The organism is Mucilaginibacter sp. P4_D1 (assembly GCF_056401935.1).
In genome coordinates, this window is sequence record NZ_JBFUIJ010000007.1 from 78,491 (window position 1) to 105,334 (window position 26,844).

Here is a 26,844-nt window from a genome sequence, read left to right on the forward strand (position 1 = left end):
ATAAATTGTGCTATTGCTACGCCAAAATATCTTCATGCTCTTTATTCTTCAGCTCGGCAATATATTCAGATGGCAGCATGCTAAACTCTTCTTTAAACACCTTTGCAAAATAGGCTGCATTATTAAAACCAACTTCGTAGGCAACATTGGCAATGCTAAGCTTGCTGCGCTCCAGTAGCTGTACGGCACGCTGCAAACGGATGGTGCGGATACAATCAACCGGCGTTTTACCGGTAAGGTTTAATAATTTACGGTAAAGGGATACCCTGCTCAATGCCAGGTGCCTGGCCAGCTCTTCTACCGAGAAATTGGGCTTGGTGATATTTTGCTCAATAAAATCGAGCGCGTTTTTCAGGAATTTTTCGTCTTCAGATATGACCACCACACCTTGCGATTGAATATCAACCTGCTTTTGATAGGTTTCTTTAAACGTTTGCTGCATCAGCAATAAATTGTTGATTTTGGACAGCAGGATGCCCGAATTGAATGGCTTAACAATATAATCGTTAGCCCCACACTCCAGCCCCACCAGCTGATCGTCTTCGCCGGCCATAGCGGTTAGCAATATAACGGGGATATGCGATGTACGGCTGTCTCCCTTTAGCTTTCGCGACAATTCAAAACCATTCATTTCGGGCATGGTTACATCGCTCACTATTAATTTGGGGTGCAGGGCAAGCGCTTTTTGCCAGCCTTCTTTACCATTTATGGCCTCAATAATGTGGAAATGATCTTTCAGGTTCTCTTTCAGGTAAAAACGCATATCATCATCGTCTTCAATTAATAAAACCGTTGGTTTTTTGTTTGAGCCCTGTATGCCATCGGTGTTTTTTAAAGTTGGCAGTGTATTATTTTCCTGTATTGCAGGTGCAAGCGTCAGTTTCTCGGTTTTGCCTTCAAATGGTATACTTACAATAAAACAACTGCCATATTCGGGTTCGCTTTCCAGCCTGATAGTTCCGCCGTGTATTTTTATGAACTCTTTTGTGATTGATAAACCTATTCCGCTCCCCTGGTTTAACAGGCTTTCGGGGATATCATCCTGGAAAAAACGTTCAAAAATCATCTCCTGGTTTTCCTTCGTAATCCCGATACCTGTATCAATTACCCTGATTTCGAGCATCCTTTTATCAGCCGGCAAATTAGCAACCTGCGGGGTATTTAAAATTACACTGATGCTGCCGCCTGCCGGCGTAAACTTAAACGCGTTTGATAGCAGGTTAAACAGTATCCTTTCTATTTTATCCTGGTCAAATTTGGTAGTAAATGAGTGCAGCTCGCTTTCAAAAAGGTATTGAATTTTCTTTTGATGGGCTACATCTGTAAATGACGACGAAACCTCCTTTATAAATTGAATAATATCGCCCTTGTTTAAGCTAAGCTTCAATTCGTTATGCTCCATTTTCCTGAAATCTATCAACTGGTTAACCAGGTTAAGTAAGCGCTTGCTGTTGCGCTTAATCATGGTTAAATGATGTTGCTGATCGGGGTTATCAGATACCTTAATAAGATCATCAATTGGCGACAGGATTAATGACAATGGCGTACGAAACTCGTGGCTGATGTTAACGAAGAATTTAATCTTCATTAAATCAAGCTGGTGCATGCGCTGCGCTTCTTCGCGCTGGCTGGCAAGTTTTCTTTCAGCCTCTATCTCGGCCTGTTTAAATTCAAATTGCCGCTCCAGTTTAGTTATACCGCGGTGCCTGATGTAAAACAACAGCCCAAGGGCAAGCAGCATGTAAGCTATATAGGCTAAAGGCGTTTTCCAAAAGGGTGGCTGAACAGTAATTTTGAGCGAGATCTCTTTACCTGTATTTAATTCCCTCACTTTAAAAGTATAATCGCCACCGTCAAGGTTGGTGTAGGTAACACTATGGCTGTTGGCCGGGAAAGTGATCCAACCTTTGTCAAAGCCTTCAAGGGTATACTGGTAACTTATTTTATTGGGATAAAAATATTCGTTGGCGGCAAACTCTATATCAAATACATTTTCATTATGGTTCAGGGTTATCCATTTTGTTTCCGCTATGGCATTATCCAGCACAACCCTACCTTTTACCGAATCGCCGGCGGCTACGCTTTTATTAAATAGCCTAAAATCGGTAAATACCAGTTTGGGGTTGGGTTTAAGGGTGTTTATTACTGCAGGGTCAAATAAGTTAAACCCATGTGCGCCGCCAAATGCCAATTGCCCGTTCCTTAGCTTGGTTGCGGCATATAAATTAAAATCACGGGCCTGTAAACCATCGGCCTCATTATAATTATCAACCTGGAATTTATACTGCCCGCCTGCCGGTGTTAAGCTGATGTTTGAAAGGCCGTTGGTTGTACTTACCCACATCCGGCCCTGGTTATCTTCCAAAATGTTCGACACATTGTTTACCGGCCAGCCCATGCCCTTATCTACATTTAAAAATGTGTTGGTTTGGGTGTTAAGTATGCTGAGGCCACTTTTTGTGCCAATCCACATTAATCCGCGGCTATCCTGGGTTATAATATTTACATCGCTGCCGGCAAGGCTGTTTGGATTTTTAGGCAGATAGTAGTAATGCCGCACCCGGTTTGTTTTACTATCTATCACATCAACGCCCTTATCGCGGCCTATCCAAATATTTTGTTGCCTGTCCCGGTAAAAAAAAGCGGTATAATCAGATACCATTTTATACTCGGGATGGCTAAAGGTATTGCTTTTACGGTCAAGCACATTCAATCCGCCGGCAAAGGTTCCTACCCATAAATTCCGGGCGGCATCTTCAATTATGGTATAAACCCGGTCGTCGGTAATGGTAGTTTTATCTTTATCGCTGTGGCGGTAATGGGTAAACTTTTTACCGTCAAAACAGTCCAGGCCACCAAAATAGGTACCTATCCAAAGTTTATTTTCATGATCAACGTATAAGCTTATGATAATATCGATTGATAAACTATTAGGATCTGCCGCATCGTGCTTGAACTGAGTATATTTTTTGGTTTCCGGGTTAAAATTAATCAGGCCGCCCCCGTTTGTACCTATCCATAAATTACCGTTCCGTTCTTCGGCAAAAGCATTAATATCCTCATAGGGCAGGCTGTTTTTATCTGTTAATAAATGCCTGTAAACCGGGAATTGCATAATGACGCTATGGTAATAACTTATGCCCTGCTTAAAAGTGCCCGCCCAAACAATGCCTGCATCATCCCTGTATAAAAAAACACTGTTGCCGCTAATGGATTGCGGATCATCCTCTTTATTAACCAGGTAGCTTACCTTATGGGTTACCGGATCAAGCACGTTGATGCCGCCATGATCGGTACCTATCCATATTTTGTTATCATCGCCCTGTATTACGGTATTTACAATATTGGAGTTTAGCCGGCCATCGGGCGTATCTTTACTAAAGTGTAATAGCGAATAGTTTTGGGTATTGAAGCAGTAGGTACCAAAAGGTCCAGCGGCCGAATAAATCCACAGGTTATTTTTATTATCAACTGCCAGCGTGTACGATTCCAGCTTATATAAGTTAGCCTTGGCCAGGCCATCAAAACGTTTGACGATTTTATTTAACCGGGTATCTAACAAATCGATAATACCATCGCTATAAATTAACCAAACAGCATTGTTTTTTGTAACCGCCACATCCATTATGGCATCTGAATGCAAAATGGTTTTTGAAAAGGACGATGTGCAATAAAACGACGTGGAACTGTCGGCAGGGTTATACCTGTACACGCCTTTATTTTTGGTGATAAACCAAAAGCCGCCGTCTTTATCCTTTCGTATGAGGGTTACATCGCTGGTTATAATTTTATAACGCCTAAGCTCATCGGCAACATTAATGGCAAAGTTCTCGGTTGTGGGGTCATAAATACTGATGTTGCTGTGCGTAAATATCCACAGCTTTTTATCAGGCCCTTCGCTGATGCGCGAAACAAAGCTTTCACTTAGCGAATTAGGGTTATCGGCCTCGTGCTTAAAAACTTTAAATTTAAACCCATCATACCTGCTGAGGCCCGAGTTTGTGCCAAACCACATGAACCCTTTTTCGTCTTTAAAAATACAATTGACGTGATTATCAGATAAGCCATCGGTAATATCCAACCGCGAAAATTTATATAAATGATTTTGGGCAGACAGCCACTGATGGGTAAAAACAAGAAATATAAATGTTATATAAACTTTAAAACTCATTATTTAGCAATTACCAACAATCGATTGCGGGGTTTAATAATCCGGTTTACGGGATTTATAAAATTACATAATAAGTGTTATATTAACATCAATATATTTTAATTATTAAAAAGAGGTTAACCTACCCTGGTACCAAGTGTGTAGGCCTTCCTGAATTCTTTTGGGACACATAGCTTATGGCGTTTAAATATCCGGTTGAAGTTTGAAATATTATTGAAGCCGCACTGGTAAGCAATTTCGGCGATGGAATGCGTGGTGTTAATAAGCATACGGGAGGCATTGCCCAACCTGATATCATTAAGGCTTTCAATAAACGATTTGCCCGTGCTTTTTTTCAGGAACCGGCAAAACGAGGCCTCGGGCATGTTGGCTACCGTGGCCACTTCGGCAAGTGTTATACGCTTGTCGAAATTGGTTTTCATATAATCAAAAACCTTATCAACACGCCCGTTGGTATACCGGAATTTTTCGTCCGAAAAGCCAGGATCAGATAGCATCCTCCTGTTTTTGGATGTAGATAGGGTGTGCAGTATAGCAAGCAGCTCCAATACCGAGTTAAAGCCATCCTTATTGCTAAGGTTTAATATACGCCGGGCGATATCGCGGGTGGTTTCATACGAGAAAACCAGGCCACGCCCTGCGTTTTCAAACATGCTTTTGATAAAAAACAACTGGTTACGTTGCAAAAACTTTTCATCAAATAAATCGGTATGAAACTGAATAGTAACCTCATTAATGGCCTCGCTGGTACATTCGCCCGTAAACCAGCCATGGTAAACGTTTGGGCCGATAAACACCAGCTCGATATCGTCAATAGTTTCCATGCTATCGCCAATAATGCGTTTGGCGCCTTTGGCATTTATGATCAGGTTTAACTCATATTCGTTGTGGTAATGTAAAGGAAAATCAAACTTTTCCTTCACTTTCGAAAATATCGAAAAACAATCGCCCATATTCAGGGACGTTGTTTCGCGCATCACATTAGGAACCGACATTTGATACATTTAAATTATTGGCAACCAGGAATTACGGTTTAAAGCGTAAAACTATACGATTGCCTTTTTTTTTAATGCCACAAATGTTACAGTTTCTACAGCAAATGTTAACCGGATTTTTTTATACCATTCTTTGGCAGCCAAAACAAGTGTTGGTGTCAGGTGAGCAGTACAGAGCATTGAGTTAAAAAGACATTATTATTTTTGACTTAACAGAGATAGTTAACCCAATGTCCCAAACCACAGTCATTGCGAGTATCTATCAGATAAACCTGAAAAAAAATGTTATGACGCGCAACAGATATAGTTAAACTAATGCACTAAACTATCGTCATAGCGAGGTACTAAGCAATCCCAAACTATGTGGGACTTAGCATATAGGGGATTGCTTAGTACCTTGTAATGACGGATTTATAATATATTGATTATTAATGTTTTTTTGTAGAGACGCATCACATGCGTCTCCCACATGCAAATCGAAGCCGGTCTGAAGGGAGACGCATGTGATGCGTCTCTACAAAAATTCCGGTCGCAGCCATGTCATTACTGCTTTTTTCAGCATAGGCTGATGGTCACTAGCAACGGCGGTCTGTTTTTTAATTTCAGACAGCCTCTTAGAACTTAAAATTTTCGACTTAGGACTATCATCATTAACCTACCATCAGGTGGCCTTGCCGGCTATTTCTGTAATTGCTTTAACCAGCTTATCCAGGTCGGCAAGGGTGGTGTATACGTGCGGGGTTATGCGCACCAGGTTTACATTTTCAAATACAATGGATACCTGGTGAATTTTATATTGACTAAATAACGCGGCATCCAGTTGCGCGGGTGTCATGCCATCAATAGATATGCCGCAGATAGCGCAGGAGTATTCGGGTTTTAACGAGGTATGCAGCTTTACTTTGGGCAGGTGCTGTACTTTGGTAGCCCAGTAATTTTTAAGATAACGGATGCGATCCTCCTTACGTTTGCTGCCAATTGCCAGCTGGAAGTTGATGGCCTCGCCTATCCCCTGCTCTATCGGAAAACTGCGGGTACCCAGGTTTTCAAACTTGCGGATATCGGGCCCCAGTGGGTTATCATCGCATAAAAGGGGCATCACCTTACTTATTTTTTCTTTTTTAATCCACATCATGCCGCTGCCTATAGGTGCCGACAGGAATTTATGCAGACTGGTGCCAAAGTAATCGCAATTTAAATCGGGAATCTTGAAGTCGAGCAGCCCGAAAGAATGGGCCCCGTCTACAATAACTTCTATACCCCGGGCATGCGCCATATCGCAAATTTTGCGTACAGGCATAATTTGGCCTACATAGTTTACTATATGCGTAACGTGTATTAGTTTTGTTTTGGAGGTGATGGCATCCTGATAAGCTTTTACAATCTGCTCATCATTCTCAATAGGGAAGTCGAAGGTAAGCTGTTTGTATACTATGCCTTCGCGCAGGGCCCGCTGCCGATAGGCCTGTACCATATGCGGATAATCTAACTTTGCGCCAATCACTTCATCGCCGTTTTTTAGGGGCAAGCCGCAGATGATGGTATTCAATGATTCGGTAGCGTTACGGTTTACCGCAATTTCATCGGGCAGGGTACCGGCCAGCAAGGCAAGTTTTTCGCGCAACGGCTCGCGCCCCTGGTCAAGGATGCGCCACATAAAGTACGACGGGCCTTCGTTGGTAAGCTGGTTATAACGCTCTACAGCCTGCTGTACCACAATTGGCGACGGCGACACACCGCCATTGTTCAGGTTGATGATATTAGCGCTCACCGAGTACGACCGCTGGATAACGCCCCAAAAATCCTCGTCCTGCGCCACCTCTTGCGGCGTTAAACGGCTTACCCTGTTTAATGCTGAAGTCCAGTCGGCTGCATGTGCCTGGTTAAACAGGCTTGTAGCCGAAAAAGCGCCGGTTAGTACGGCGGCCTGTTTGATGAAACTGCGTCGATTATTGGTCATGAACGAATTTAGCGTATTTGATGCATACAAACAAGCAATCGACACCTGTTTTTTTGTTGTCTTAGCTGCGGAGATTACTGATTAGAAGCGATTTAATGAAATGTATTAACCAAGCTGTTACACCACCGCCTTTGCAACAAACATTGCTTTATAATACTTCCAATACCCAACGCCTAAAAGCAGGTTTGGGGCTACAAGGAAAACACCCATCAGCCAGCCCGATGGCACCAGGAAGGTGTGAAACAACAACACATTTAAACTGATAGGGAACAGTACTACTGCCGAAAAGGGCGCGTAACGGTTAGTGAGCAGCGATAAGCCCCCTGTTATCTGTATCACTTTTTGAATAGGATAAAAGTACCCCGTACCCTTTAACCCGGCGATGAATGCACCCGCAGCACCGGTATGTAATGGCTGGTACGGTATAAAATGCAGAAAATAATCAAGGCCAAACACCAGGTATAAAAAGCCAAGCAGCAAGCGGGATATAAGGACGGTGGTTTTCATTGAAATTGATTGATATTAATTATCTGATATGATCGTTATTGGTTCCACGGATCTAAAAATTCCAAATCTGCAATATTTTTAAAATCAGAAGTATTACGTGTGATCAACGTCAGATCACCGACGATGGCTGTAGCTGCAATGATAGCATCAGGGAGTTTAATGCGATGGCCTTTACATATGATTATCGTTTTATCTACAACCTGATCATTAATTTCGAAAACGATGCTTTCTGAAACAAAATCTTGCAACGTTTTATAAACATCATCAGACGTATTAAACCTAAGGACTTCAATTTTAGTAACAACAGAGATATTGGGAGTTTCATCAACTATAGCATGCATGAATTTCATGCCTGATTCAGGTAATTTGTTATCCAAATACCCGATTACCACATTAGAATCTATTAAATATCCCTTTCCCACTCGTTTCTACTTTGTTCGATTGAGTTTTGAAAGTTGTTATATTCCTCTTCAGAAAGATTAAGTGAGCCGGCAAATCGTTCGGAGAGTTTTTGCTTTGGCTTACTACTTTTCTCAAGAACCTTCACAATATGTAAAGCTTCAAGATCTTCGATCAGTTTGTACGCTTTACTGTTATTTATCTGAAGCAAAACCGTTTCCATCTTTAGTTTATCTTTTACCAAATATACAAAACTTATCTTATAGATATATTCTATTCATTCACCCGTCGCCGGCACCAGCTTTGCCTTCAAATCCGGGTCTTTCATATCCTTATCCAGCGGGAACATAGGGCGCTGAATGCGATGGTACGGCAGGCGTTCGATGTTCTGATCAACCCCGCCGGGGGTTATGGCCAGCAGCCAGTCGGCGCGCATGGCATATAGTTCGGGTTCAAGGTAGCCAATTTTTACTACCACAATACCGGCGGTGCGCGGGTTTAGGCCCAGGCGGGTAAAGTCAATTTCTTTGTGATAGGGTTTGCGCTTTTGGGTGATGATCACGTGTACGCTGCCCACTTTTATCACGGCCTCCACTTCGGCATCCTTATCGCCGTATTGGATAGATTCTACCGTGCCCGATAGCCTTACGGGTGGTGCAAAACGGGCATCAACGGCTGCGCCGGCCAAACCATCCACATGGCCGCCTACACCCGCGGCAATGGCGCTTTTTATCAATTGCGGCGCAGGGATGGATGCATACAGCAACGCTGGGCCTGCATCGGTTTTAAACTCCGGCCGGGCCAATATCTGTGTCAGTGTCCAGGTGGCATCGCCTGCCCCGCCCGCGGTTGGGTTATCGCCCGAATCGCTGATGTAAAATGGATGTTTTGGGCTGGCTACGGCCTTATCAAGGCATTCTGCTAAAGTGCCTGTAGGTGCTACAAATTCAAAGGCTTTGCGGGCATCCCAAAAGTTTTGGGCCAGCTTTTCGGCGGTGGCTGTCACTACGGTTTTATCGTCGCCGGTTACCATTACTACGGCATGGTTGCGCGGCTCATCGGCCCAGGCGTAACCAATCCAGATGGCGGCATCAATAACTCCCGGCTGTACCGAAGCCGGGGCTACGGCCTTATATATGCTTTTACCTGGCTCAATCCGGGTGCTTGTTTTTTCGCCGGGCAGTAAAATAGGGATAGAGACATAGGCTTTGAATGCCGGTTTTCCTTTGCCTGTTTCAATCCGGCTGATGAGGTTTGCAACAGCCCGTTGTTTGGTTTGCATGGCATCTTCATGCGGGGCCATGCGGTAGCAGGTAATCAGGTCGGTATTTTGGGCCAGCCGCCAGGATACATTGCCGTGCAGATCCATAGATGTGGAGATAAGTGTTTTTGTTCCCACTACTTTTCTGATCCTGGTTATCAGGTCGCCCTCCGGGTCATCCAACCCAACCACGCTCATGGCACCATGGATATCAAAATACAACCCATCATAAGGCAGGTGTTTTTTAAGCGAATCTAAAGTTTTACTAACCAGCGACTCATAAGCTGCCCTGGTGACCGCCCCGCCGGGCAGACTTTTGCCCACCAAAGCCGGGAACCAAAGCGCGCTTTTGCGCAAAGGCGAGTCGGCAGCCATAAATGGGTACGAACTAAAAACTTCGGCCCCATATTTGGCATGAAAAGCAGCTTCATCCGTTAGTGCCGGCGAAAACGTGCTCGACTCGATACCCAGGCCGCAAATGGCTATCCGGGGAAGTGGTTTATCGGTAGGTGTTTTTAAAGTACCACCTGTTAGCAGCCCAATTAAGCCGCATGAAAAAATCGCCAACAATAAACGCTTGAGCATAGCCTATCTAATTAGTTGTTTTAAATATAAGGTTTTGCACCAGATAGCCGGGTATTTGACAGGAAATGGGTTGTTTTTTTGCGCAAAGACGCTAAGCGGCAAAGCAATTCAGGCTCTATGACACCTTTATGGGTTGATCAATTTCAATTAGCTTCTACATAACTCTTTTCCTAAGGGCCATCGGCCCGAAACATATTGTAGCCCCGGGTTTCAACCCGGGGATGATTGGTCAAAACACGACAAGAGTGCCATAGGCACGGCCCATATTTTGATCTAAATCCAGGTATTTTTAATTTGTTCAACCGATATATACGCATTGCTCATATGGATCGAACCTACGGCTCTCCTTGGTTTTCTTCGTTTTTTTTCCACGGGTTAAAACCCGTGGCTACAAGATTGGCCGAGGCTACGCCTCTCTATTCGTGTCAAACAGGCCTCGATGAGTCAACAAAATATATCTTTAGAAGCAAATCAACAACCCATCTGCGTTACCCACACAAAACCTCATGGAACCGCAATTCATTTATTTTTTTCTTTGCGGCTTAGCGTCTTTGCGCGACCTGTTTTTTAATTTTTATTTGAAATTTTCCAAATCGATTTTACCATTAACAACGCACTTATCCTCGCACATAATCCTCATTGTTAATACCTCCAACTTTTCAAATCCGCTCCCTTTGGTGCTCTGTTTTTAACCTCGGCGGCCCATTTTTTGATGAACATTTGGTGGTAGCGCAGGCGGCTGATATAGTTGGGTTGGGTATGGTCGCCGTTCCAGCAGTGTTCGGCGCGGTCGCCGTAGTCAACTTCGCAGTTGCAGTTGGGATTATTGAGCTTTTTGAGCACGTCTTCGGCGGTGTAAACGGCGTTGTTGAGGTAGTAGGTGTCCATATCGCCTACGTAGATATGAATTTTGCCCTTTAGGCTGTTGCCAATTTTTGGCCAGTCGCGTTGGATGATGTGTGTAAGATCAAAGTGCTCGCGCCAGTAGGCGGCAACCGAAGTATCTATAGCGCCGGTATTTTTATCGTAGATGCGTTTGGGGTAACCATCCTTATCCATAGGCGAAAATACGGCCTCCCAGATATCAAACTGACCACCGCTGCGGCTGCGTGTACCTATTGCCAGTTCGCTTTGGTTAACCTCCTTCATGGTCGATCCTACGTGGCCCAGGTAGTCGCGTTCTTCAGGTCGCGGCGTCTGTTTAAAATCTGACGACAGGAAATAGGCGTTTTTATCGTTATAAAGGTTGATGGTCATGTAGTGATGAAAATCTACCGGGTCGGGGCAGGCGGCATAGCAGCCATTATACTCGTTGGGATAAAAAACCTGCGCGGCCAGCACTTCCCAGCCACCTGTGGAGCCGCCGTACATAAACCTGGCCCATCCTTTACCTATCCCCCTGAACTGCTTTTCAATCTCGGGGATCAATTCGTAAGTTATCGCATCGCCGTACGGACCAAGATTGGCCGAGTTTACGGCATATGAATCGTCATAATACGGGTTGGCATGCTGAATCTCGATGGCCAATACCCGCGGGAAGGCCGGCCCTGTCCATTGCTTATAAAAATCGTAGGCCTCCTGCTGCACTATCCTGTTATAGCCCGTGATATGGAAGCGTGCCGAAGTATCGGGCTTCAAATTCGGGTCGGGCGGCGTGGTGCTGAAGCCTTCCAGGTCGGCAGGGAAATGCCCGTGGAAAATAGCCAGCGGATATTTCACATTAGGGTGCTCGTCGAAACCTGCGGGTATCAATATGTTTGCGCCAAGGTACATCGGCCTGCCCCAGAATTCGGTAAGCAGCTTGCTTTGAATTTTGATGTGTTTGATGTATTTGGTATCCTTAGGCGCTTCAATAGGCGGGATTACTTTGCTGATATTAAGCGTTAACTCATTAGAGGCAGCCGGGTCGAAATGAATTTTGACCGGGGCCGAATAAATATTACCCGGCGCCATATTCCAGTGCTGGCCTTCGCCCCTATCCATCGGCAGCTTTACGGTTTGCCCGGTTTTAAGGTGAAATGTTTCGTATTTATGTAACAGCACCTGCACATAATAATCGCCGGCAGGCACATCCTTCAAACGTTCCAGCGGGTAACCGTAAGCCTGCACATCTATTAGTTGGCTGGTGCCCGGCTGCCACCCGTTTATATCCATCCCAAAAACCAGCTGCGATTCGGCGCCGTCACTCACCTGGAAACGGGGCTCGGCCTTGTTGTTTTTCGATAACAACAATAACAGCCTGCCATCAAGTTCTTTGCTTTCGCCAAGCGAAGGATCAATATTTACCCGGAAGGTTTGGGCGTTTACAAAAAATGGGGAGATAAGGAGTATGAATAAGATCAGCTTTTTCATGTAGGGCGGGTTTGGGATTAAATATAGGGAAAAAGATGAGTTTGTAAAAAAGTGAGCTAAAGGTAATCCGCACAGGGCAATCAAAATCCACTCTCGAAAACTACCGTGTATACACAAATGTTAGTCATTTCGAACGAACCGGGGCAGGAATTGAGCGCGGTGTGAGGAGAAATCTTATACACCCTGCATCACGACAAGTCTTTTGGAATGCAGGGCGTCTAAGATTTCTCCTCGTACCTCGTGCGAAATGACATTTTATTATTGATAATCGAGTATCTAACTATAGATGGATACACGGTGTAGCTTTCGACTGGAGGCGCTCCGAATTGATCACTGGCAGGGGTGTGTTTACCAGCGTTCATGTTCGCTTGTATAAACACACCCCTCCGCCCCTCTCAAGCACTAACATACAAATTTACACAGGGAGGAGTAGGTTATTCAAAATGTGTATTTTTAAAACATGAAAGTAGAAGATATAAATTGGGACAATTACGATAATAAGGCTATTGAGTTTATTCTCAAAGAATCTGACAGTCTTGTACAAGAAACATTTAAATCGCTTAGAGAATTGACGAATAGATGTTATTATGCAATTGGACTATATGGAACTTTTTTATCTTATTGTTTCGCTAAAATATCATCCGATAGTTTCTTAGTTTCTCCTTATTACTATTTGATGTTTGCTGGGTTATTTGTAAGTATATTCTTGATATTTAAAAACTTACTCCCAGGTAAAATGATATATCCAGGCACTCAGCCGGTCAAACTGTTAATACCTGAGATAGAAAATGCGGGCAAAGAAAGCCAATTGTTTGAATTACAAATTCAAACAATTGTTGCCAGTAATAACGCATTTGATAATAATAGAGATTTGATAGATAGAAGACAACGCTATTTAGTAAAAAGCGTTAAATGCTTTTTACTATCATTGATAATATCTATTTGTTGTCTTTTCCTTTTTCAGAGCCAAAGGTATCATATCCTGGCCTTGTATCAATGGTTGTTCTCTCTTTGGGCTTAGTTGTTTCAGTTGGTTGTTGAACTTGCGTTGGAGGTGGCGTATTAACTGGTTGTGTTGTTTCTTCGTTATTCATTCTGTCTTTCTTGATAATCCAAATCTACATATTTATAGGCTTAATTTACGCTGTATAGTGTAGATTTGGGAATGGAAAAATTAACACCAATTCAAAAACTGGATAAGGTTTTGTTTTTTTTGAAGTATGAATACAAATATGTTTATAAGCCCCCCATTGATTTATTTTATCTTAAATGCGGTAGTAATTGTGATTTAAAAGAACTGGATTTAATACTTGATAAACTGATAAACGATAATTTTATTAGAGTAGAAGAGGAAAAGAAAGACTATTTCAAGTACAGGATAACATTTGACGGTTGGGTGTTCATTGGTTATGAAAATAAAATTGATCTCGACGCCCGAATCGGCAAGCGATTGATTCGCGCCGACAATAAGATTTTTTACGCGACATTGTCTGCTGCATTCGTTGGTATCGCAGTTCTTCTTTGGTACGTTTTCGTTTGGTATTATCCAAACCATTATTATTACATTCACCCATCTCAATTAAAGCCTTAATCCGTTTTAAGACAATGTCCGGTGCAACTTTGTACGTTAGTATCCTTTATAGAATGCGAATCGCGTCTTCCCTTCGCTTTTTGTCACATTTTCCCCCACAAAAAAGCCGGCAACCATTACAGTTACCGGCTACATTTAACCAATTTATAAACCTATTATTTATCTGTTTTGTACATCGTCAGTTCGCACAGGTGGAAGTAGTTGCCGCCGCCCCATGTTTCCAGTACTTTAAACCGGATGTAGCGGTATGGCGCTAAATTAGCCGGGAAGGTAAATGGCTCGCCGGCGCGTTCAAACGCCAGGTCGGCATCAGTGTTTTGGCCAGCCGGCAGGCCCGATGGCTTAACCGAGGTAAAGCTACCAAGCATTACCCAGTTGCTAAAGTCGCCGTTTGAGCTTGGGTTGTTGCTGCCGTAAATTTCGAAGCGTTTTGGATTGCCGTAGTTATACAGGCCCGATTCGCGCTGCCAGATTTTCATTTTGGCCAGCGATGCCGATTGCCCCATATCAAAGGTGAACCAGATTGGGAAACTTTGGCCGGGGGTATGAAAACCAGGCTCGCCGGTGCTTTTGTCCCACAGGTAATAAGTTTCCCAGCCGTAGGCCGATGGCACATCTGTTGGGAGGTTATAGGCCTTGAACAATGATTTATCGCACTCCACAATATTGTAAATGGTTGGGAAGTTATCGGCAGTTTTTACCGGAAACGCATCAACCGCGTCGGGCGTTGGTTTATATGCCGACTGGTAACTTATTGGGCTGCCCAGTTTATAATCGGTTAAAGTTACCGAGTTATCATTTGGCCCGAATGATTTTTGGGCGGCAACACCAAGCTTATTGGTATACATCATGGTGGTTGATACGTTACCGGTATCGGCCTTGTTAAAGTTTAGCGTTACGGTGCCGTCGTCATTTAACGAATATGGGTTTGACGTGTTATAGCCCCGGTTAAACAGCGCCGATATGTACGATGGACCGTATACCCGCACGTTGTTTAAATCCTGCCCTACCGATTTATTGCCATCGTTATCATGTGCCACAATGGTGAAAGTATATACATACTCCTTTAAATTGGGGATTGATACGGTAATGGAATCGGCCGGACTGTGCGAGGTGGCATTAACAACTACCGAATCGCTGCCATTATTCCAGCTTACCACGTAGTTTTTGATGCTTGGATCGGGGCTGGGGTGCCAAACCAGTACGGCCCGCAAATTGCCGGTATGGTAGGTAACCCCGCTGGCTAAACCAGGATAAGTTACCTCGTGATGATCTAAAAAAGATTTATAGTCTGTATCGTATTTTTTGCAGCCGGCCAGCGACAGGTACAGCAAAAAGAAAACAGCAACCTTGAAATTAATTTTCATTTTCTTAATTTTTAATTTTAACAACACGTTGTATTACAAAGGATTGCCGTATAACGATACCTCAATAGCGTTTACATAGTTTAAGCCGCCAAACGTGCGCGATACATCCAGCCTGATATACTTGGTAGCCGGTGCAGCAAACGGAATGGCAAAGTTTACACCCGCGGCAACAAAGGCCAGATCTGACGCGTTGGCCTGGTTATTTGGCAGGCCCGAGGGCGGCGGCGGAAACGCGAAGTTRCCCAGGTTAACCCAATCGCCGGATATGGTGCCCGGTGCCGAGTTTTTTGGCAGAACGGAATCATGCGGATTATCAACCGTGGTGCCCCATAGGGTAAAATTCTGGATGTTTTGGTACGAGTAGATACTGTTAAGCCTTTCCCACAGCACAAAACGGCTCAGCTTGGCGGTTACACCCAAACCGAATGTACACTGGTTGGTTGGCGCGCCTAAAGTATGCCAGCCCGGCTCATTGGTGCTGCCATCAAACAAGTATTTTAACTCCCAGCCGTAGCCAATAGGGCTATCACTGGCCAGGTGGTACACATAAAACTTGCTTTTATCCAGCAGGGTTTCAAACAGCGGTGTTAATGTTTTAAACAGGGTATCGGAGTGGTTGCCAAACCTGTCGGTAGTGTAAATACCAAATTTGGTGGCTACAGCGCTAAACCCACGTACCGAAAAGTTAACGGTATCGGTACTGATGTAGTTAGGGTCCTGCTCATCGTACTTGTTGGTTTTGGTGTTAAAGCTAAGCACGTGCATGGCAATAGGCGCTTTATTGGGGTTGAGGCCAAAAAAGTTTGCGCCGCCAAAATCGGCAGTAATGTTTAGTGCGGCGTTAACCAATTCGTAGTTTGGTGTAAGCGGGTTTACCTTTACCGTAACCGGATCCGACATGATATTGGCACGGCTTACGGCATACAGCGTAACCGTGTACTCCTGGGCACGGGCAAAGCCATCAACCGTAATGGTATCGGTATAATAGCTGGCCTTGGTTTCGCGCACGGTTTTATCGTTTATGGCGTATTTGGCCAAAACGTACAGCAGGTTTTTTGAATTGGGCAAGGTGTAGGTTAACCTGGCGCTGCCGTTTAAATTGGTTACGTTAACGTTGGTTACAGGCCCGGGTTTGGTAGGATCGTTAGATACCACCTCGATGTTCGACTCTGCTTTTTTACAGGATGCAAAAAGCATCATGAGCAAAACGGGCGCTAACAGCAAACCTGAAAGGTATCTGCGGTTATTGATCTTTTTCATAATTTATATTTTAATATTAATCATTTGAAATTTTTACAGCACAGGTAAACTACCAGTATGGGTTTTGGTTAAGGTTGTTATCCACCACAATATCGCTTGTCTGGATAGGCCATAAATAATCCTTAATGCCAAACACGGGTATAATAACCGTTTGCGGGCGGTAGTAATTTGCGGCATCGCCCTCGTTAACGTTCCAGCCTTGTATGGGCCTGCTTAACACATCCTGCAATTCTTTCCAGCGGCGCAAATCCCAGCCGGCCTGGCCTTCAAAACACAGCTCAATCCTTCTTTCGCGGTGGATAATTTCGCGCAGGCCATCTTTGGTATTTGGCTTATCGGGTGTTTTTGAATAGCTGCCCCATGAAGCCTGTACGCCGCCCAAACCTGCCCTTGCCCTTACTTTATCTATGTAAGTATAAACTTCGGCAACGGGCCCCTGCGATTCGTTAAGCGCTTCGGCATAAAGCAGGTAAAGGCCCGCCAGGCGCATCCGCGGCATATGAAAATCAACGGCGGTGAAAACCTCATCATAAACCGACAGGTAGTTGGCCAGTTTTTTGGGCCACATACCGGTAATATTGGTGCCGCTCAAACTTTTTGGGCCTGCCAAGGCATAAGGGCCACGGGCTTGCACGTAATAAGCGCTGCTTTCATCAAGCTTGCCGTTGCCAAACCAGATGCCGCCGTCGAAACCGATGCTGGCATAAAAACGCAGCTCGCGGTTAAAGTGGCCTTTTGCTGTTTGATAGCCCGATTTGATGTACGATCCATTGGCATCATCACCGGTTTGCGGGGTGTAGCGGTTGGCATAGTCAAAAGTTTTATCCTCGTTAATGGGCACGCCATTGCTGGTATAATACAGCTCGGCAGTTGAAATAGGCACCGCGAATGTTGATGGATAGGTTGATGCCAGGCTTTCGGATTTATCCGTCATCCTTGGGATAGTAAAGCCCTGGTAACCAAAACCGTAATTTAGGGCCCAGATCAGTTCGGGGTTTTGCTCCCATTTATCGGTGATCATGGCCTGCAGGGTTAATACCTTTTTCAGCTTATCTGACACGTTGCCCACACTTACCGTTGGCGGCGTGTTGTACAGGTGCAGGCCCTGCGCCTCGCACTCGGTTATAGCGGCTTTACAGGCATCGGCAGCCAGTTTCCATTTGTTAGCATCGGCGCTTGCCGAAAAAAGCAGTTTGCCCGTATTATCCTTAAAATTGGCATAATCGGGATTGCCGTTAAACAGCGGACTTGCAGCCGTGGTTAAAACCTCGGCCTTTACACTCATGGCGATGAATTTGGTAATGCGGCCAAACTCGGTAGCCTGGCTTTCAATAACAGGCGGCAAATCGGGTATGGCATCATCCAATAACGATACCACATAGGCAAACGATTCATCAACCGACGAGCGGCTGCGTTTTACATCGGCCGTGCTGGCGTTAACCGGGTTATTGGTTTTTATTAAAATGATGGGGCCGTACAACCTTATCATGTAATAATGATAGTAGGCCTTTAAAAATTTAACCTCGGCAATCCATCGCTTTTTTTCTGATGCGCTTAAATCAATAGGCTTATCAATGTTTTCGAGCATGATATTACACCTCCTGATGGCCTGGAACAAATTGCTGCCCCCGTTGGTGCCATCCCAGTAGTTAATACTTGGGTTTGCGGTGGTTTGCAGGCCCCTGATGATGTTGAAGCCCACCTCGTTAAAGTAATGATCGTTAAGGGTGTTGGGGTACACAATTTCTGACGATGTTGCAAAACCCGGATCATTTACCACGTTGTTCATCTGCGTCATGGTAGCGTAGCACGAAAACAGGTAGTTTTCGGCCTCGTTACGGTTACGGAACGCATATTCAAGCGTGCCCACATTATCGGGGGTAACATCCAGGTATTTTTTACATGAAAGGCTCATTGAACACAGCACAATCACACAAATCAATTTATAATATGACGATTTCATATCTTCTGCTTTTTTCTGTTAATTATAAATTCACGTTTAAGCCTATGTTGTATACTTTTTGTATCGGGTACGCAAAGCCGTTACCACCCTGCTCAGGATCCCATAGTTTGAAGGGGCTCCAGGTAAGCAAATTCAGGCCGTTAAAGTAAATTCTTAAGTTAGATACCCTTAATGATTTGGCTATGTGTGCAGGCAGTGTATAACCAACCTCTAATGATTTAAGGCGCATAAAGCTGCCATCGCGTAGCCACCAGGTGCTTGGCTGCAGGTTGTTTGATATCACGTTTGAGTTAACACCCAGGCGCGGATAGGCTGCATACAAATCCTGGTGCTCTTCGCTCCAGTGGCTGTTGGCAAACTCGCTTAATACCTGTGTATTGCCGTACACATAAGGATCAGGACTCTGAATAAAAGGGCTTACCCTGGTTGGGTCGACAAAGAACGATACCCTTGCCTGGCCCTGGAAAAATGCCGAAAGGTCAAAGCCTTTATAACCGGTTGAAAAACCAAAGCCATACACAATTTCGGGCGTTTGCGGATAACCAAGATAGGCCTGGTCAAGTACATCAATTTTACCGTCGCCGTTTAAATCGCGGTATTTAATATCGCCACCCTGTGGTTTTATACCGCTGCCATTAAAGATCTGGGTGGGCGAGTTTGCCGCTTCCTGGTCGTCAACAAACAAGCGTTCGGCAACGTAGCCGTAGCCGCGGCTGATGGGCTGGCCAATAGCGTGGCGCCATGGCTCTTTATAGTCGGGCTCCTCGATGTAAGTGTACTTGTTATTGGAGTAGGTAAAGTTACCGCGGATTGACGCCCAGGCGCTTTTACCAAAGCTTTGTTTATAATCCATAGATAAATCGATACCCTTTGAATCAACCACGCCCAGGTTGGCGCTGATTGGCGCTTCCAGGCCTTCGCTTACAGGGATGCTGGTACGTTGTTGCAAAATATCATAGCGGTGGTTTTTATAAAACTCGGCCACGATGTTGAAATTTTTCAAAAGTGTCATTTCAACGGCAACGTTGGTTTGTCTCGAGGTTTCCCAGGTTACATCGGTATTCTCGTAGTTCTGGATGGTTACCCCTTTACGCTCGTACTGGTTATTGATACCAAATTGCGCATAATTATAACCCTGGTTAAACTGCACTACCGACTGGTAGAAGAAACGCTGCGAACCAATAGCATCGTTACCTACCAAACCATGGCTGGCGCGGATTTTTAAACGATCGACGATACCCGGTGTCCACCAGTCTTCGTTAGATACTACCCATGATGCACCAATGGTTGGGAAGAAACCGTAACGGTGATTGGCCGAAAAGCGCTCCGATCCGTTATAGCCAAAGTTAAACTCAGCAAAATACCTGCTTTTAAAAGAGTAGGTTACCCTGCCTGCCAAACCAAGGTTACGATATGGCAAGGCCGATAACAAATCGCCGGCATTGGCATACAACGTTTGCTGCTGTGTACCTATCAATGTGGTGTTTATGGTATGGCTGCCGAATGATTTGGCGTACTCCAAAGCGCCCTGTAAATAAATAAAGGTATTTACCTGTGTGCCGCCGGGCGAGTAGCTCAGGTATTCCTGCGCTACGTTGTAGCCTGTTGGCTGCGGGTTAAGCCAGGTAAGGGTGTACTTGTTGGTTTCCTTATCGTAGGTATTAACGTTATAATAAAATGGCGAATAGGCCGATTGTGAGGTGAAATAAGAATACCTGTTGGTATTAAATAGCCCCCTGAACTTTAAACCATCGGTAATAAACTTAAGGTTTTGGTTTAACTCCAGCTGGGCCGACATCCTTGACTCTGACGAGTTTTTATGCCCCCTTAACAAAGCCGCGTAGGGGTTATTATAGGAGATACTGTTGCTTGTAGAGCCACCTGTTAAACCGGTATTACCAAACAGGATGTGCTGGGCGTTCAGGTTTGCCGAATCGGCCGGGAAATAAGCCGGGAACAACACGGGGCTGGTATGGATGGCCACGTTATATAAATCGGACGCGAAAGAACCATCGGTAGTAATAGGGCCGTTATATTCGCTAAAAGTACCGGATAGCCTTACCACTACCTCGGTGGTTTTGGTCATGTTTACGTTGATGTTTGAACGTAACTGGTAGTTTTTAAACTTAACGTTATTGTTGTTATTGTTGCGGATATCGTCTTTCAATACACCGTTATCCACATTGTATGCGCCTGCTATATAGTAGCGGGCAATGTTACCGCCGCCGCTCACGCTTAAATTATTACGTTGGGTGGTGGCGCGTTTTTTAAACAACAGGTTAAGCCAGTCAACAGCCGGGTATACGTATTGGTTACTGCCAGGCGTGCCGTTTATGGTATTCTGCGTGTTCCTGATCTTGCTTTCGGGGAAAGGCAGGGGCAATTTAGGGTCGCGGGTTAGGGTTGCCTCGTTGTACAGGTTCATGTACTGTATCGGGTCCACAAGGTCCAACGTCTGGGTTGATTGCGAGGACGAATACTCCGACCGGAAATTGATTTTAGGTGCGCCCTCCTTACCCTCTTTGGTACTTACCAAAATAACACCGTTTGCGCCGCGTGCACCATACAGGGCTGTAGCGCTGGCATCTTTCAGGATAGAGAAGCTGGCAATATCATCCACATTTAAGCGTGCCAGGTCATTGGTTGATAGCTCCACGTTATCAATCAAAATAAGTGGATCGCGTTTGTAACCGAAGGTAGTTACCCCCCTGATGAAGAAGGAGGCATTATCCTGCCCCGGCTGGCCGCTGCGCTGGTAGGCAATGATACCGGCCGCCTGCCCTGCCAAAGCGTTGGTTAAGTTACTTGCCGGTATTTTAAGTTCGCCAGGCTTTATGCTGGTTACCGAACCTACCAATGCCTCCTTGCGTTCTTTTTTACCAAAGGCTGTGACTACAACCTCTTCGGCAATCAGCTTGTTTTCTTTCAGGATGATGTTGAAGATCTTTTTATCGGCGGTAACAACAACGTGCTGCTCGGTAAAACCCACAAAGCTGATACGTAATGATGTACCTACGGGCACATCCAATACAAAGCGGCCGTTCTCATCAGTCGACGTCGAGATATTTTTAACGTTTTCGGCCAATATGGTAGCACCCTGTATTTTTACGCCAAGGGTATCGGTTACCTTACCTGTAACGGTAACCCTGGTTTGCGAATAGGCACTGCCAAAAAACAGGGTAAGCACAAAAAGCATTGTGCAACGCCCCAGGATAAGGTGCCTGTTATTTTTTGAAAGTAGTTTACTAAAAATGTAAAGTGGCTTCATAAAATTTGGTTCATAATTTGTTATTCATTAATTGGTTTGCGATCAAATATTTGTTTTCAAATGCAGGATCAGTTATTGGCGGGGAAAGCAATTTTTTTTGGATTGTTAAGCCAGGCATCTGCGCGGAGTTAATTGTAAAACGGTCGGCCTCTTCTCCATAAGGCCGTGGTTTTCTTAATCGCATCCGCCGGTTTTCCGTTGCCTGTAATTGGTTGTTCTGCTTTTCTCCCCTAAGGTCAAGAGTCAAAATCTTCACATACTTTATGGGTTTAGTTAATAATTGGTTCTGTAAATGTAGGCGGGGAGCGTGCTCCAAAAAATGGATTTACTTTCAAAAAGGATGGACAATTTTATGATTTTTGACCATCAAAATGGGTTCGTCCATTAATTCCCGAACCCTGGGAAAAACAGCACTTTGGGGAGTGCAAAAAAGTTGAAACTTTTTGTGAATTTTTTGAAAAAAAGTATAGCATAAGTATCTCGTTTGTATAAAAAAGTATTGTTTTTTTATACGAAAAGAGCGGCTTATAAAAAAAGGAAGGAAAGCTTAAGCCACCACGCCAAATTTGTACAAAATAACCTGGTGAAAGGCTTCGCCTGGGCTTAATGTGGCCGATGGAAAGTGAGCATGATTGGGACTATCGGGATAATGCTGGCACTCCAGGCATAAACCATCAAAAGGCCTGTATGGCCTTGAATAATTGCCGGGGATTTTGCTTTGAAGATAATCGCCGGTATACACAACTATTGAAGGATAGGAAGTAGCTATCTCAACCTGCCGCCCCGAGGCGTTATCTATAAGCAGCGCGGCAGGTTTCAGGGTATGGCCGGCATCGTTTTGCAGCAAAAAGCAATTGTTATAGCCGTTGATGGCATCGCCGCCTGCAATCATTTTATCCCTTAACACTTCGCCATTTAAAATTCTTTTACCCACTGGTTTAACCAGGCCGGTTGGCACGTAGGCGGCATCTACATCCAGCACGTTATCCGCATAAACTTTAAGGGTATGGTCAAAAATGCCACTCTCACCGGCAGATAGATTGAAGTAAGCGTGGTTGGTAAAACTGGCTACTGTTTGCTTGTCAGTTGTAGCCTTGTATTTGATTTTCAGTTCATTATCCTCGCTCCACTCATAAGTTACTACCAGCTTAAGGTTTCCAGGGTAGCCGCCATCTCCATCTTTACTCAGCAGACTGAATGATACGCCACTTTCGGTTATTTGATAATCAAAAACCCGGGTGTTAAAACCGGCATTGCCGCCATGGTTGGAGTTGTTGGCATCATTGGCATCCAGGTGGTAAGCTGCTCCGTCCAAAGTAAATTCCGCCCCTCCAATCCTGTTGGCAAAGCGGCCTATGGTAGCGCCTAAATAGCATTCGTCGGCAATATAACCCGGCAATGAATGGTAGCCCAATATTACGTTTTCCAGGCTGCCCGCCCTATCTGGTACTACTGCCGATACCAGCGTTGCACCATAATTGGTAAGCTCCACGTACGCCCCTGAACTGTTTTCGAGCCTGAAAAAGTAAACCTTACAGCCAACATGTTCGCCCCATTCCTGTTGCGATATCCTGTTTTGGCTTTTGATCATGATTTGGTTGGTATTATGGCTCAAGGTAAATTAAATTATTGTAATTATAACACATATTTAATTAAGCTAAAACTATTTAGCTTGCTCAAATGATGCATAAGGGCAACACAAATATGCGTTGCATTGTTTATTTAGCCAGAAGTCTTAAGCCTTAAATCCCAAATGCTACCCGGCATTTTTCGACCTAAAACTTAAGACTCCGGGCTTAAGACTAAATTAATAGTTTGTCACGTTCAGTTGCTGCTTGGTCATCTCTAAATGAGCCTTTGCACCTGCATGGGCACTGTCGAGTTGCAGCACTTTGGTAAACAGGGCCAGCGCTACATCAAACTCGTGCAAACCCAGCATTCCTAATCCCTGTAAAAAGTAGGTATGAATGGTGTTGCGCAGGTTTAAATCGTCGTCGAAAATGAGCAGATTGGGGAGGGATACGGCAAAGTAATCTATCTTCACTACATCATTCTCATGGGCTTTGCCATAGGCTATCAGCTTATCAAAAATCTGTTTGGCATGTCCCTGGTCGCCCAGTTTTTTCCAGCTTAGTCCCTGGTAAAAAATCTTATCGGGCTGCTGGTCATTATAGAATACAGCGGCCGACGGCTCGTCCAAACCGATGGTTGACTGGGTAAAATAGTGTTTGGCGGCATCAGCCTGGTTTAAACCTTCATAAGCACGACCCAGCCAATAATCAATATCGTTTTCCTGTGTACCGTACAGCTTGCCCTCGCCCAAATTATGCGGATAGCTTTTGGCCATATTTAAATTGGTAATGGCTTTATTAAAGTCGGCTTCGTCAATATACTGTTTAGCCAACTGCACCAGGCTAAACACGTATTGCCCCGATGCCTTGCCTTCGCCCCCCTCCCATGGGTGAAACTGGCGTTTCATCAGCAAACCGAGTGCCTTATCGTACTCGCCCGACAGGTTATAAAGGGTTACCCGTTCCAAATAAACGTCGTCGCGTTGTTCGGCAACTTGAAGGTTATCTTCCAGCAACTTCAGCCGTTTATCAACAGGATAGTTGAGCCTTTTATAAAGCTGATCCAGCTCCATCAGCACGCGGGCATCTGTTTTATCCAGTTCAAATGCCTTTTCAAAGTAGTTTAAGGCTTTTTCGGAATTGTTTTGCTTGTTAAAATAGGCAATAGCCAAATTCCTGAATACTGTAGGGAAGCTTTCATCCAGCTTTGCCGCTTTTTCCCAGTTGCTTACGGCATCATCATACTGGCGCTTATCATAAAACAGGTTGCCCAAATAGTAAGGCGCTTTAGCATCGGCGGGGTTAAGTTCCATAGCCAGCTGAAGGATATTCACCTCATCCAAACGATTAGGAAAGCACAGGTAAGGATCAGCAGCGGCGGCTTTTTCAAACCATTTTTGGGCTTCATCCTGTGCCCCGTTTTTATGGCAAAAATAGCCCAGGCTGTAATAAACCATTGGGTTGTTACCGTTATCCTTCAACGCCAACTGCAATAGCTCGCCAGCCTCGGTATATAAACCGGCGGCGGCATAATCATGTGCGTATTCTATATAATTTTGATCGTCGTTTCTTGACAGGGCTATCAACTCATCCAGGCATTTGGCAACCATAGCGGCATTACTATCCAGCTTATAAAGCTCAATTTTTTCAAAAATAACCCCAAGGTTAAAGCCATCCCTTTCAAGCGCCACACCGGCCACATTTTGCGCCTTATCCAGCTCTTTCAGGTTGCGCAGGGCAGCCATTTTTATTACGTAGGCCTTGCTGTTATTGGCATTTCTATCCAGCGATTGGTTGATATGATCTAAAGCCAACGCAAAGTGACCACGTGCCATATCTGTTTTGGCCACCTCAAAAAAGCCGGTATCTTTCCAGGCATTGCTCCAGGTTGATTTGTAAAAAACCGTATAAGCTTCATCGGCCCTGCCTAAATATTTTAAGCATAAGCCCAGGTTATAATAAGCCTCGCTATCATATGGGTTAGGGTTGCGCTGAATGCTGGTTTCCACCGCCTGCCGTAAAAAAGGCTCGGCTTTGGCAAACTGCCCTTTGCGGATATACCATTTACCCAAAGCGTTGTTGTTGCGGATATCGGTTGGTTCGCGACGCAAGGCTTCCTCATAATATGGTACCGGGCTATACGTGGCGTGGCGGTATTGTTCCAAATGTTGTGCAGTTAAAAACAATTGCTCCACGCTTTCCACATTGGCTGGCTCCAAAGCGGGTTTGGCCGGGATGGGCATCTCGTTCTTTTTGTTTTTGACGGGTTCGTAACGTAACACTTCCTGGTTGCTGCTGTTGGTGATGATGAGCAGCAGTTCATTCTCGTTCAAACCTGCGGCTACCGTCAGTTCCTTTACAAAAACAATTTCAGGCACAATTGTGCAGGTGTGTGCAAACAGCTCTTCGCCGCTATAGCTGAGGCTGATATGCAGGTTTGTTTGGGCCGATGTTACCTGCACTTTGATGGTTACCTTATCCCCATTTTTGCTTAAAGCTAACAGTATATCCTTAGATGCATTTTTTACCATGCCTAACTCGCGGTAGGGCAAAAAATACTGGGTAAAAGTTTTTTCTTCGTAAGGCATCAGCCAGCTAAAATCGGGCTGATTATCTGTAAATACGCCCGTCATTAGTTCAATGTACGGACCATCCTCATCGGTGAGGTTCCTGTCCCAGGCCTGGCCAAAATCGCTGTGGCCCCAGGTCCATTGTTTTTTACCGGGCGATACATGGTGATTGGCTACGTGCAGTAAACCGGCCTCGCTATCGTGCTCATAGCCACCCACAAAATCATAATCGGAGTTGATGGCCATGTATGATGTGGGTACCGGGATGTTTTTGTACATCGAGATATCGGTACCGGGCGAATAATCGACCTTGTAGTAAGTACCTGTAGCTATCGGAAAATCGGATACATCGCGCTTACCGTGGTCAAAAACAGCGTTCACATCTGGCGGGAATACCGATTGGAAATAATCATTCACCTTAACTGCCGGGTTTGCCCACCATAAAAAGGTTTGCGGCAGGGCCGAGCGGTTAAACAGTTTCGCCTTTATTTCGATATAAGCCGTATCGGGATGCAGGGTAAAACCTGCCATGCCTTTGGTGTGGAACATGCGTTCCACCTCGTTAACCCAAACGGTTTTGCTGCCATCGGCATGCTCTTCCAACTTGTAATCAACCGGATCAAAGGTGCTTGGCCTGTGGTGCTGCGGCCAGTTAAATTCGATGCCGCCCGAAATCCAGGGGCCGGTTAAACCTACCAGGGYGGGCTTAATTACCTGGTTATGGTAAATAAAATGGCGCTGTTTCACCTTATCAAAGGCTGTTTGAATACGGCCGCCTAACTGCGGCAGTATCATCACTCTGAGGTATTTATTCTCCAGGAACAGGCCTGTGTATTCTTTATCTTCTTTTTCGTCGGCAATTTTCTCAATCACCGGGTTTGGATAAACCACCCCGCTGCTGCCCTGGTAAACCCGTTTCTCAAAAAACATGGGGTTTTTATCCGGCTTGCCAACGCCATAAGTGGGGATAATTACTTGCTCTTCCCAAACGGAAACAGTTGAACTTTGCATACTATGTATTATA

General features: G+C 44.8%; 17 protein-coding genes. 2 read left to right on the plus strand and 15 right to left on the minus strand.

Annotated elements, in window-relative coordinates; all coding sequences use genetic code 11:
- Window positions 1–16 precede the first annotated feature (16 nt).
- The 8 genes from AC1DV1_RS09110 to AC1DV1_RS09145 all read right to left on the minus strand — a co-directional run bounded on the left by AC1DV1_RS09110 (window position 17) and on the right by AC1DV1_RS09145 (window position 12,230).
- Window positions 17–4,171 (minus strand): two-component regulator propeller domain-containing protein, encoded by a 4,155-nt coding sequence (locus AC1DV1_RS09110; protein WP_477357821.1) that lies wholly within the window; start codon window positions 4,169–4,171, stop codon window positions 17–19.
- A 116-nt stretch (window positions 4,172–4,287) separates the two neighbouring features.
- On the minus strand, window positions 4,288–5,166 hold the full coding sequence (locus AC1DV1_RS09115; RefSeq protein ID WP_477357824.1) for an AraC family transcriptional regulator: 879 nt from the start codon (window positions 5,164–5,166) through the stop codon (window positions 4,288–4,290).
- 661 nt (window positions 5,167–5,827) lie between these two features.
- Window positions 5,828–7,126: an aminotransferase class V-fold PLP-dependent enzyme gene (locus AC1DV1_RS09120; RefSeq protein WP_477357827.1), complete on the minus strand. Its 1,299-nt coding sequence runs from the start codon at window positions 7,124–7,126 to the stop codon at window positions 5,828–5,830.
- Between the two features lie 117 nt (window positions 7,127–7,243).
- Window positions 7,244–7,633 (minus strand): acyltransferase, encoded by a 390-nt coding sequence (locus AC1DV1_RS09125; protein WP_147058702.1) that lies wholly within the window; start codon window positions 7,631–7,633, stop codon window positions 7,244–7,246.
- A 35-nt stretch (window positions 7,634–7,668) separates the two neighbouring features.
- Window positions 7,669–8,010 (minus strand): type II toxin-antitoxin system VapC family toxin, encoded by a 342-nt coding sequence (locus AC1DV1_RS09130; RefSeq protein ID WP_477357829.1) that lies wholly within the window; start codon window positions 8,008–8,010, stop codon window positions 7,669–7,671.
- Window positions 8,011–8,036: 26 nt separating this feature from the next.
- Window positions 8,037–8,255, minus strand: a complete 219-nt coding sequence (locus AC1DV1_RS09135; protein WP_477357832.1) for a hypothetical protein — start codon at window positions 8,253–8,255, stop codon at window positions 8,037–8,039.
- 54 nt (window positions 8,256–8,309) lie between these two features.
- On the minus strand, window positions 8,310–9,878 hold the full coding sequence (locus tag AC1DV1_RS09140) for a M81 family metallopeptidase (protein ID WP_477357835.1): 1,569 nt from the start codon (window positions 9,876–9,878) through the stop codon (window positions 8,310–8,312).
- 642 nt (window positions 9,879–10,520) lie between these two features.
- On the minus strand, window positions 10,521–12,230 hold the full coding sequence (locus AC1DV1_RS09145) for a hypothetical protein (protein ID WP_477357838.1): 1,710 nt from the start codon (window positions 12,228–12,230) through the stop codon (window positions 10,521–10,523).
- 460 nt (window positions 12,231–12,690) lie between these two features.
- Between AC1DV1_RS09145 and AC1DV1_RS09150 the strand changes: the two genes are divergently transcribed.
- Together AC1DV1_RS09150 and AC1DV1_RS09155 are read left to right on the plus strand one after the other, a co-directional pair.
- Entirely contained in the window at window positions 12,691–13,251 is a 561-nt protein-coding gene (locus AC1DV1_RS09150) for a hypothetical protein (protein ID WP_477357841.1), read from the plus strand.
- Between the two features lie 144 nt (window positions 13,252–13,395).
- Window positions 13,396–13,821 (plus strand): hypothetical protein, encoded by a 426-nt coding sequence (locus tag AC1DV1_RS09155; protein WP_477357844.1) that lies wholly within the window; start codon window positions 13,396–13,398, stop codon window positions 13,819–13,821.
- Between the two features lie 155 nt (window positions 13,822–13,976).
- Here AC1DV1_RS09155 and AC1DV1_RS09160 read toward each other — a convergent pair whose 3' ends face one another.
- The 7 genes from AC1DV1_RS09160 to AC1DV1_RS09190 all read right to left on the minus strand — a co-directional run bounded on the left by AC1DV1_RS09160 (window position 13,977) and on the right by AC1DV1_RS09190 (window position 26,831).
- Window positions 13,977–15,188, minus strand: a complete 1,212-nt coding sequence (locus AC1DV1_RS09160; RefSeq protein ID WP_477357847.1) for a DUF4998 domain-containing protein — start codon at window positions 15,186–15,188, stop codon at window positions 13,977–13,979.
- A gap of 33 nt (window positions 15,189–15,221) precedes the next feature.
- Window positions 15,222–16,448 carry a DUF4959 domain-containing protein gene (locus tag AC1DV1_RS09165; RefSeq protein ID WP_477357850.1) on the minus strand — a complete coding sequence of 409 codons (1,227 nt, stop codon included), beginning with the start codon at window positions 16,446–16,448 and terminating at the stop codon, window positions 15,222–15,224.
- A gap of 49 nt (window positions 16,449–16,497) precedes the next feature.
- The gene (locus AC1DV1_RS09170) at window positions 16,498–18,411 is read right to left on the minus strand and encodes a RagB/SusD family nutrient uptake outer membrane protein (protein WP_477357853.1); all 1,914 of its coding nucleotides are present in this window, start codon (window positions 18,409–18,411) and stop codon (window positions 16,498–16,500) included.
- 22 nt (window positions 18,412–18,433) lie between these two features.
- Complete coding sequence (locus AC1DV1_RS09175; RefSeq protein ID WP_477357856.1) at window positions 18,434–21,679, minus strand: SusC/RagA family TonB-linked outer membrane protein; 3,246 nt, start codon at window positions 21,677–21,679, stop codon at window positions 18,434–18,436.
- Between the two features lie 10 nt (window positions 21,680–21,689).
- Window positions 21,690–21,935, minus strand: a complete 246-nt coding sequence (locus AC1DV1_RS09180) for a hypothetical protein (protein WP_477357859.1) — start codon at window positions 21,933–21,935, stop codon at window positions 21,690–21,692.
- Window positions 21,936–22,226: 291 nt separating this feature from the next.
- Window positions 22,227–23,270 (minus strand): aldose epimerase family protein, encoded by a 1,044-nt coding sequence (locus tag AC1DV1_RS09185; protein WP_477357862.1) that lies wholly within the window; start codon window positions 23,268–23,270, stop codon window positions 22,227–22,229.
- 216 nt (window positions 23,271–23,486) lie between these two features.
- Window positions 23,487–26,831, minus strand: coding sequence for a DUF5107 domain-containing protein (locus AC1DV1_RS09190; RefSeq protein WP_477357864.1), 3,345 nt, complete (start codon window positions 26,829–26,831; stop codon window positions 23,487–23,489).
- Window positions 26,832–26,844 lie beyond the last annotated feature (13 nt).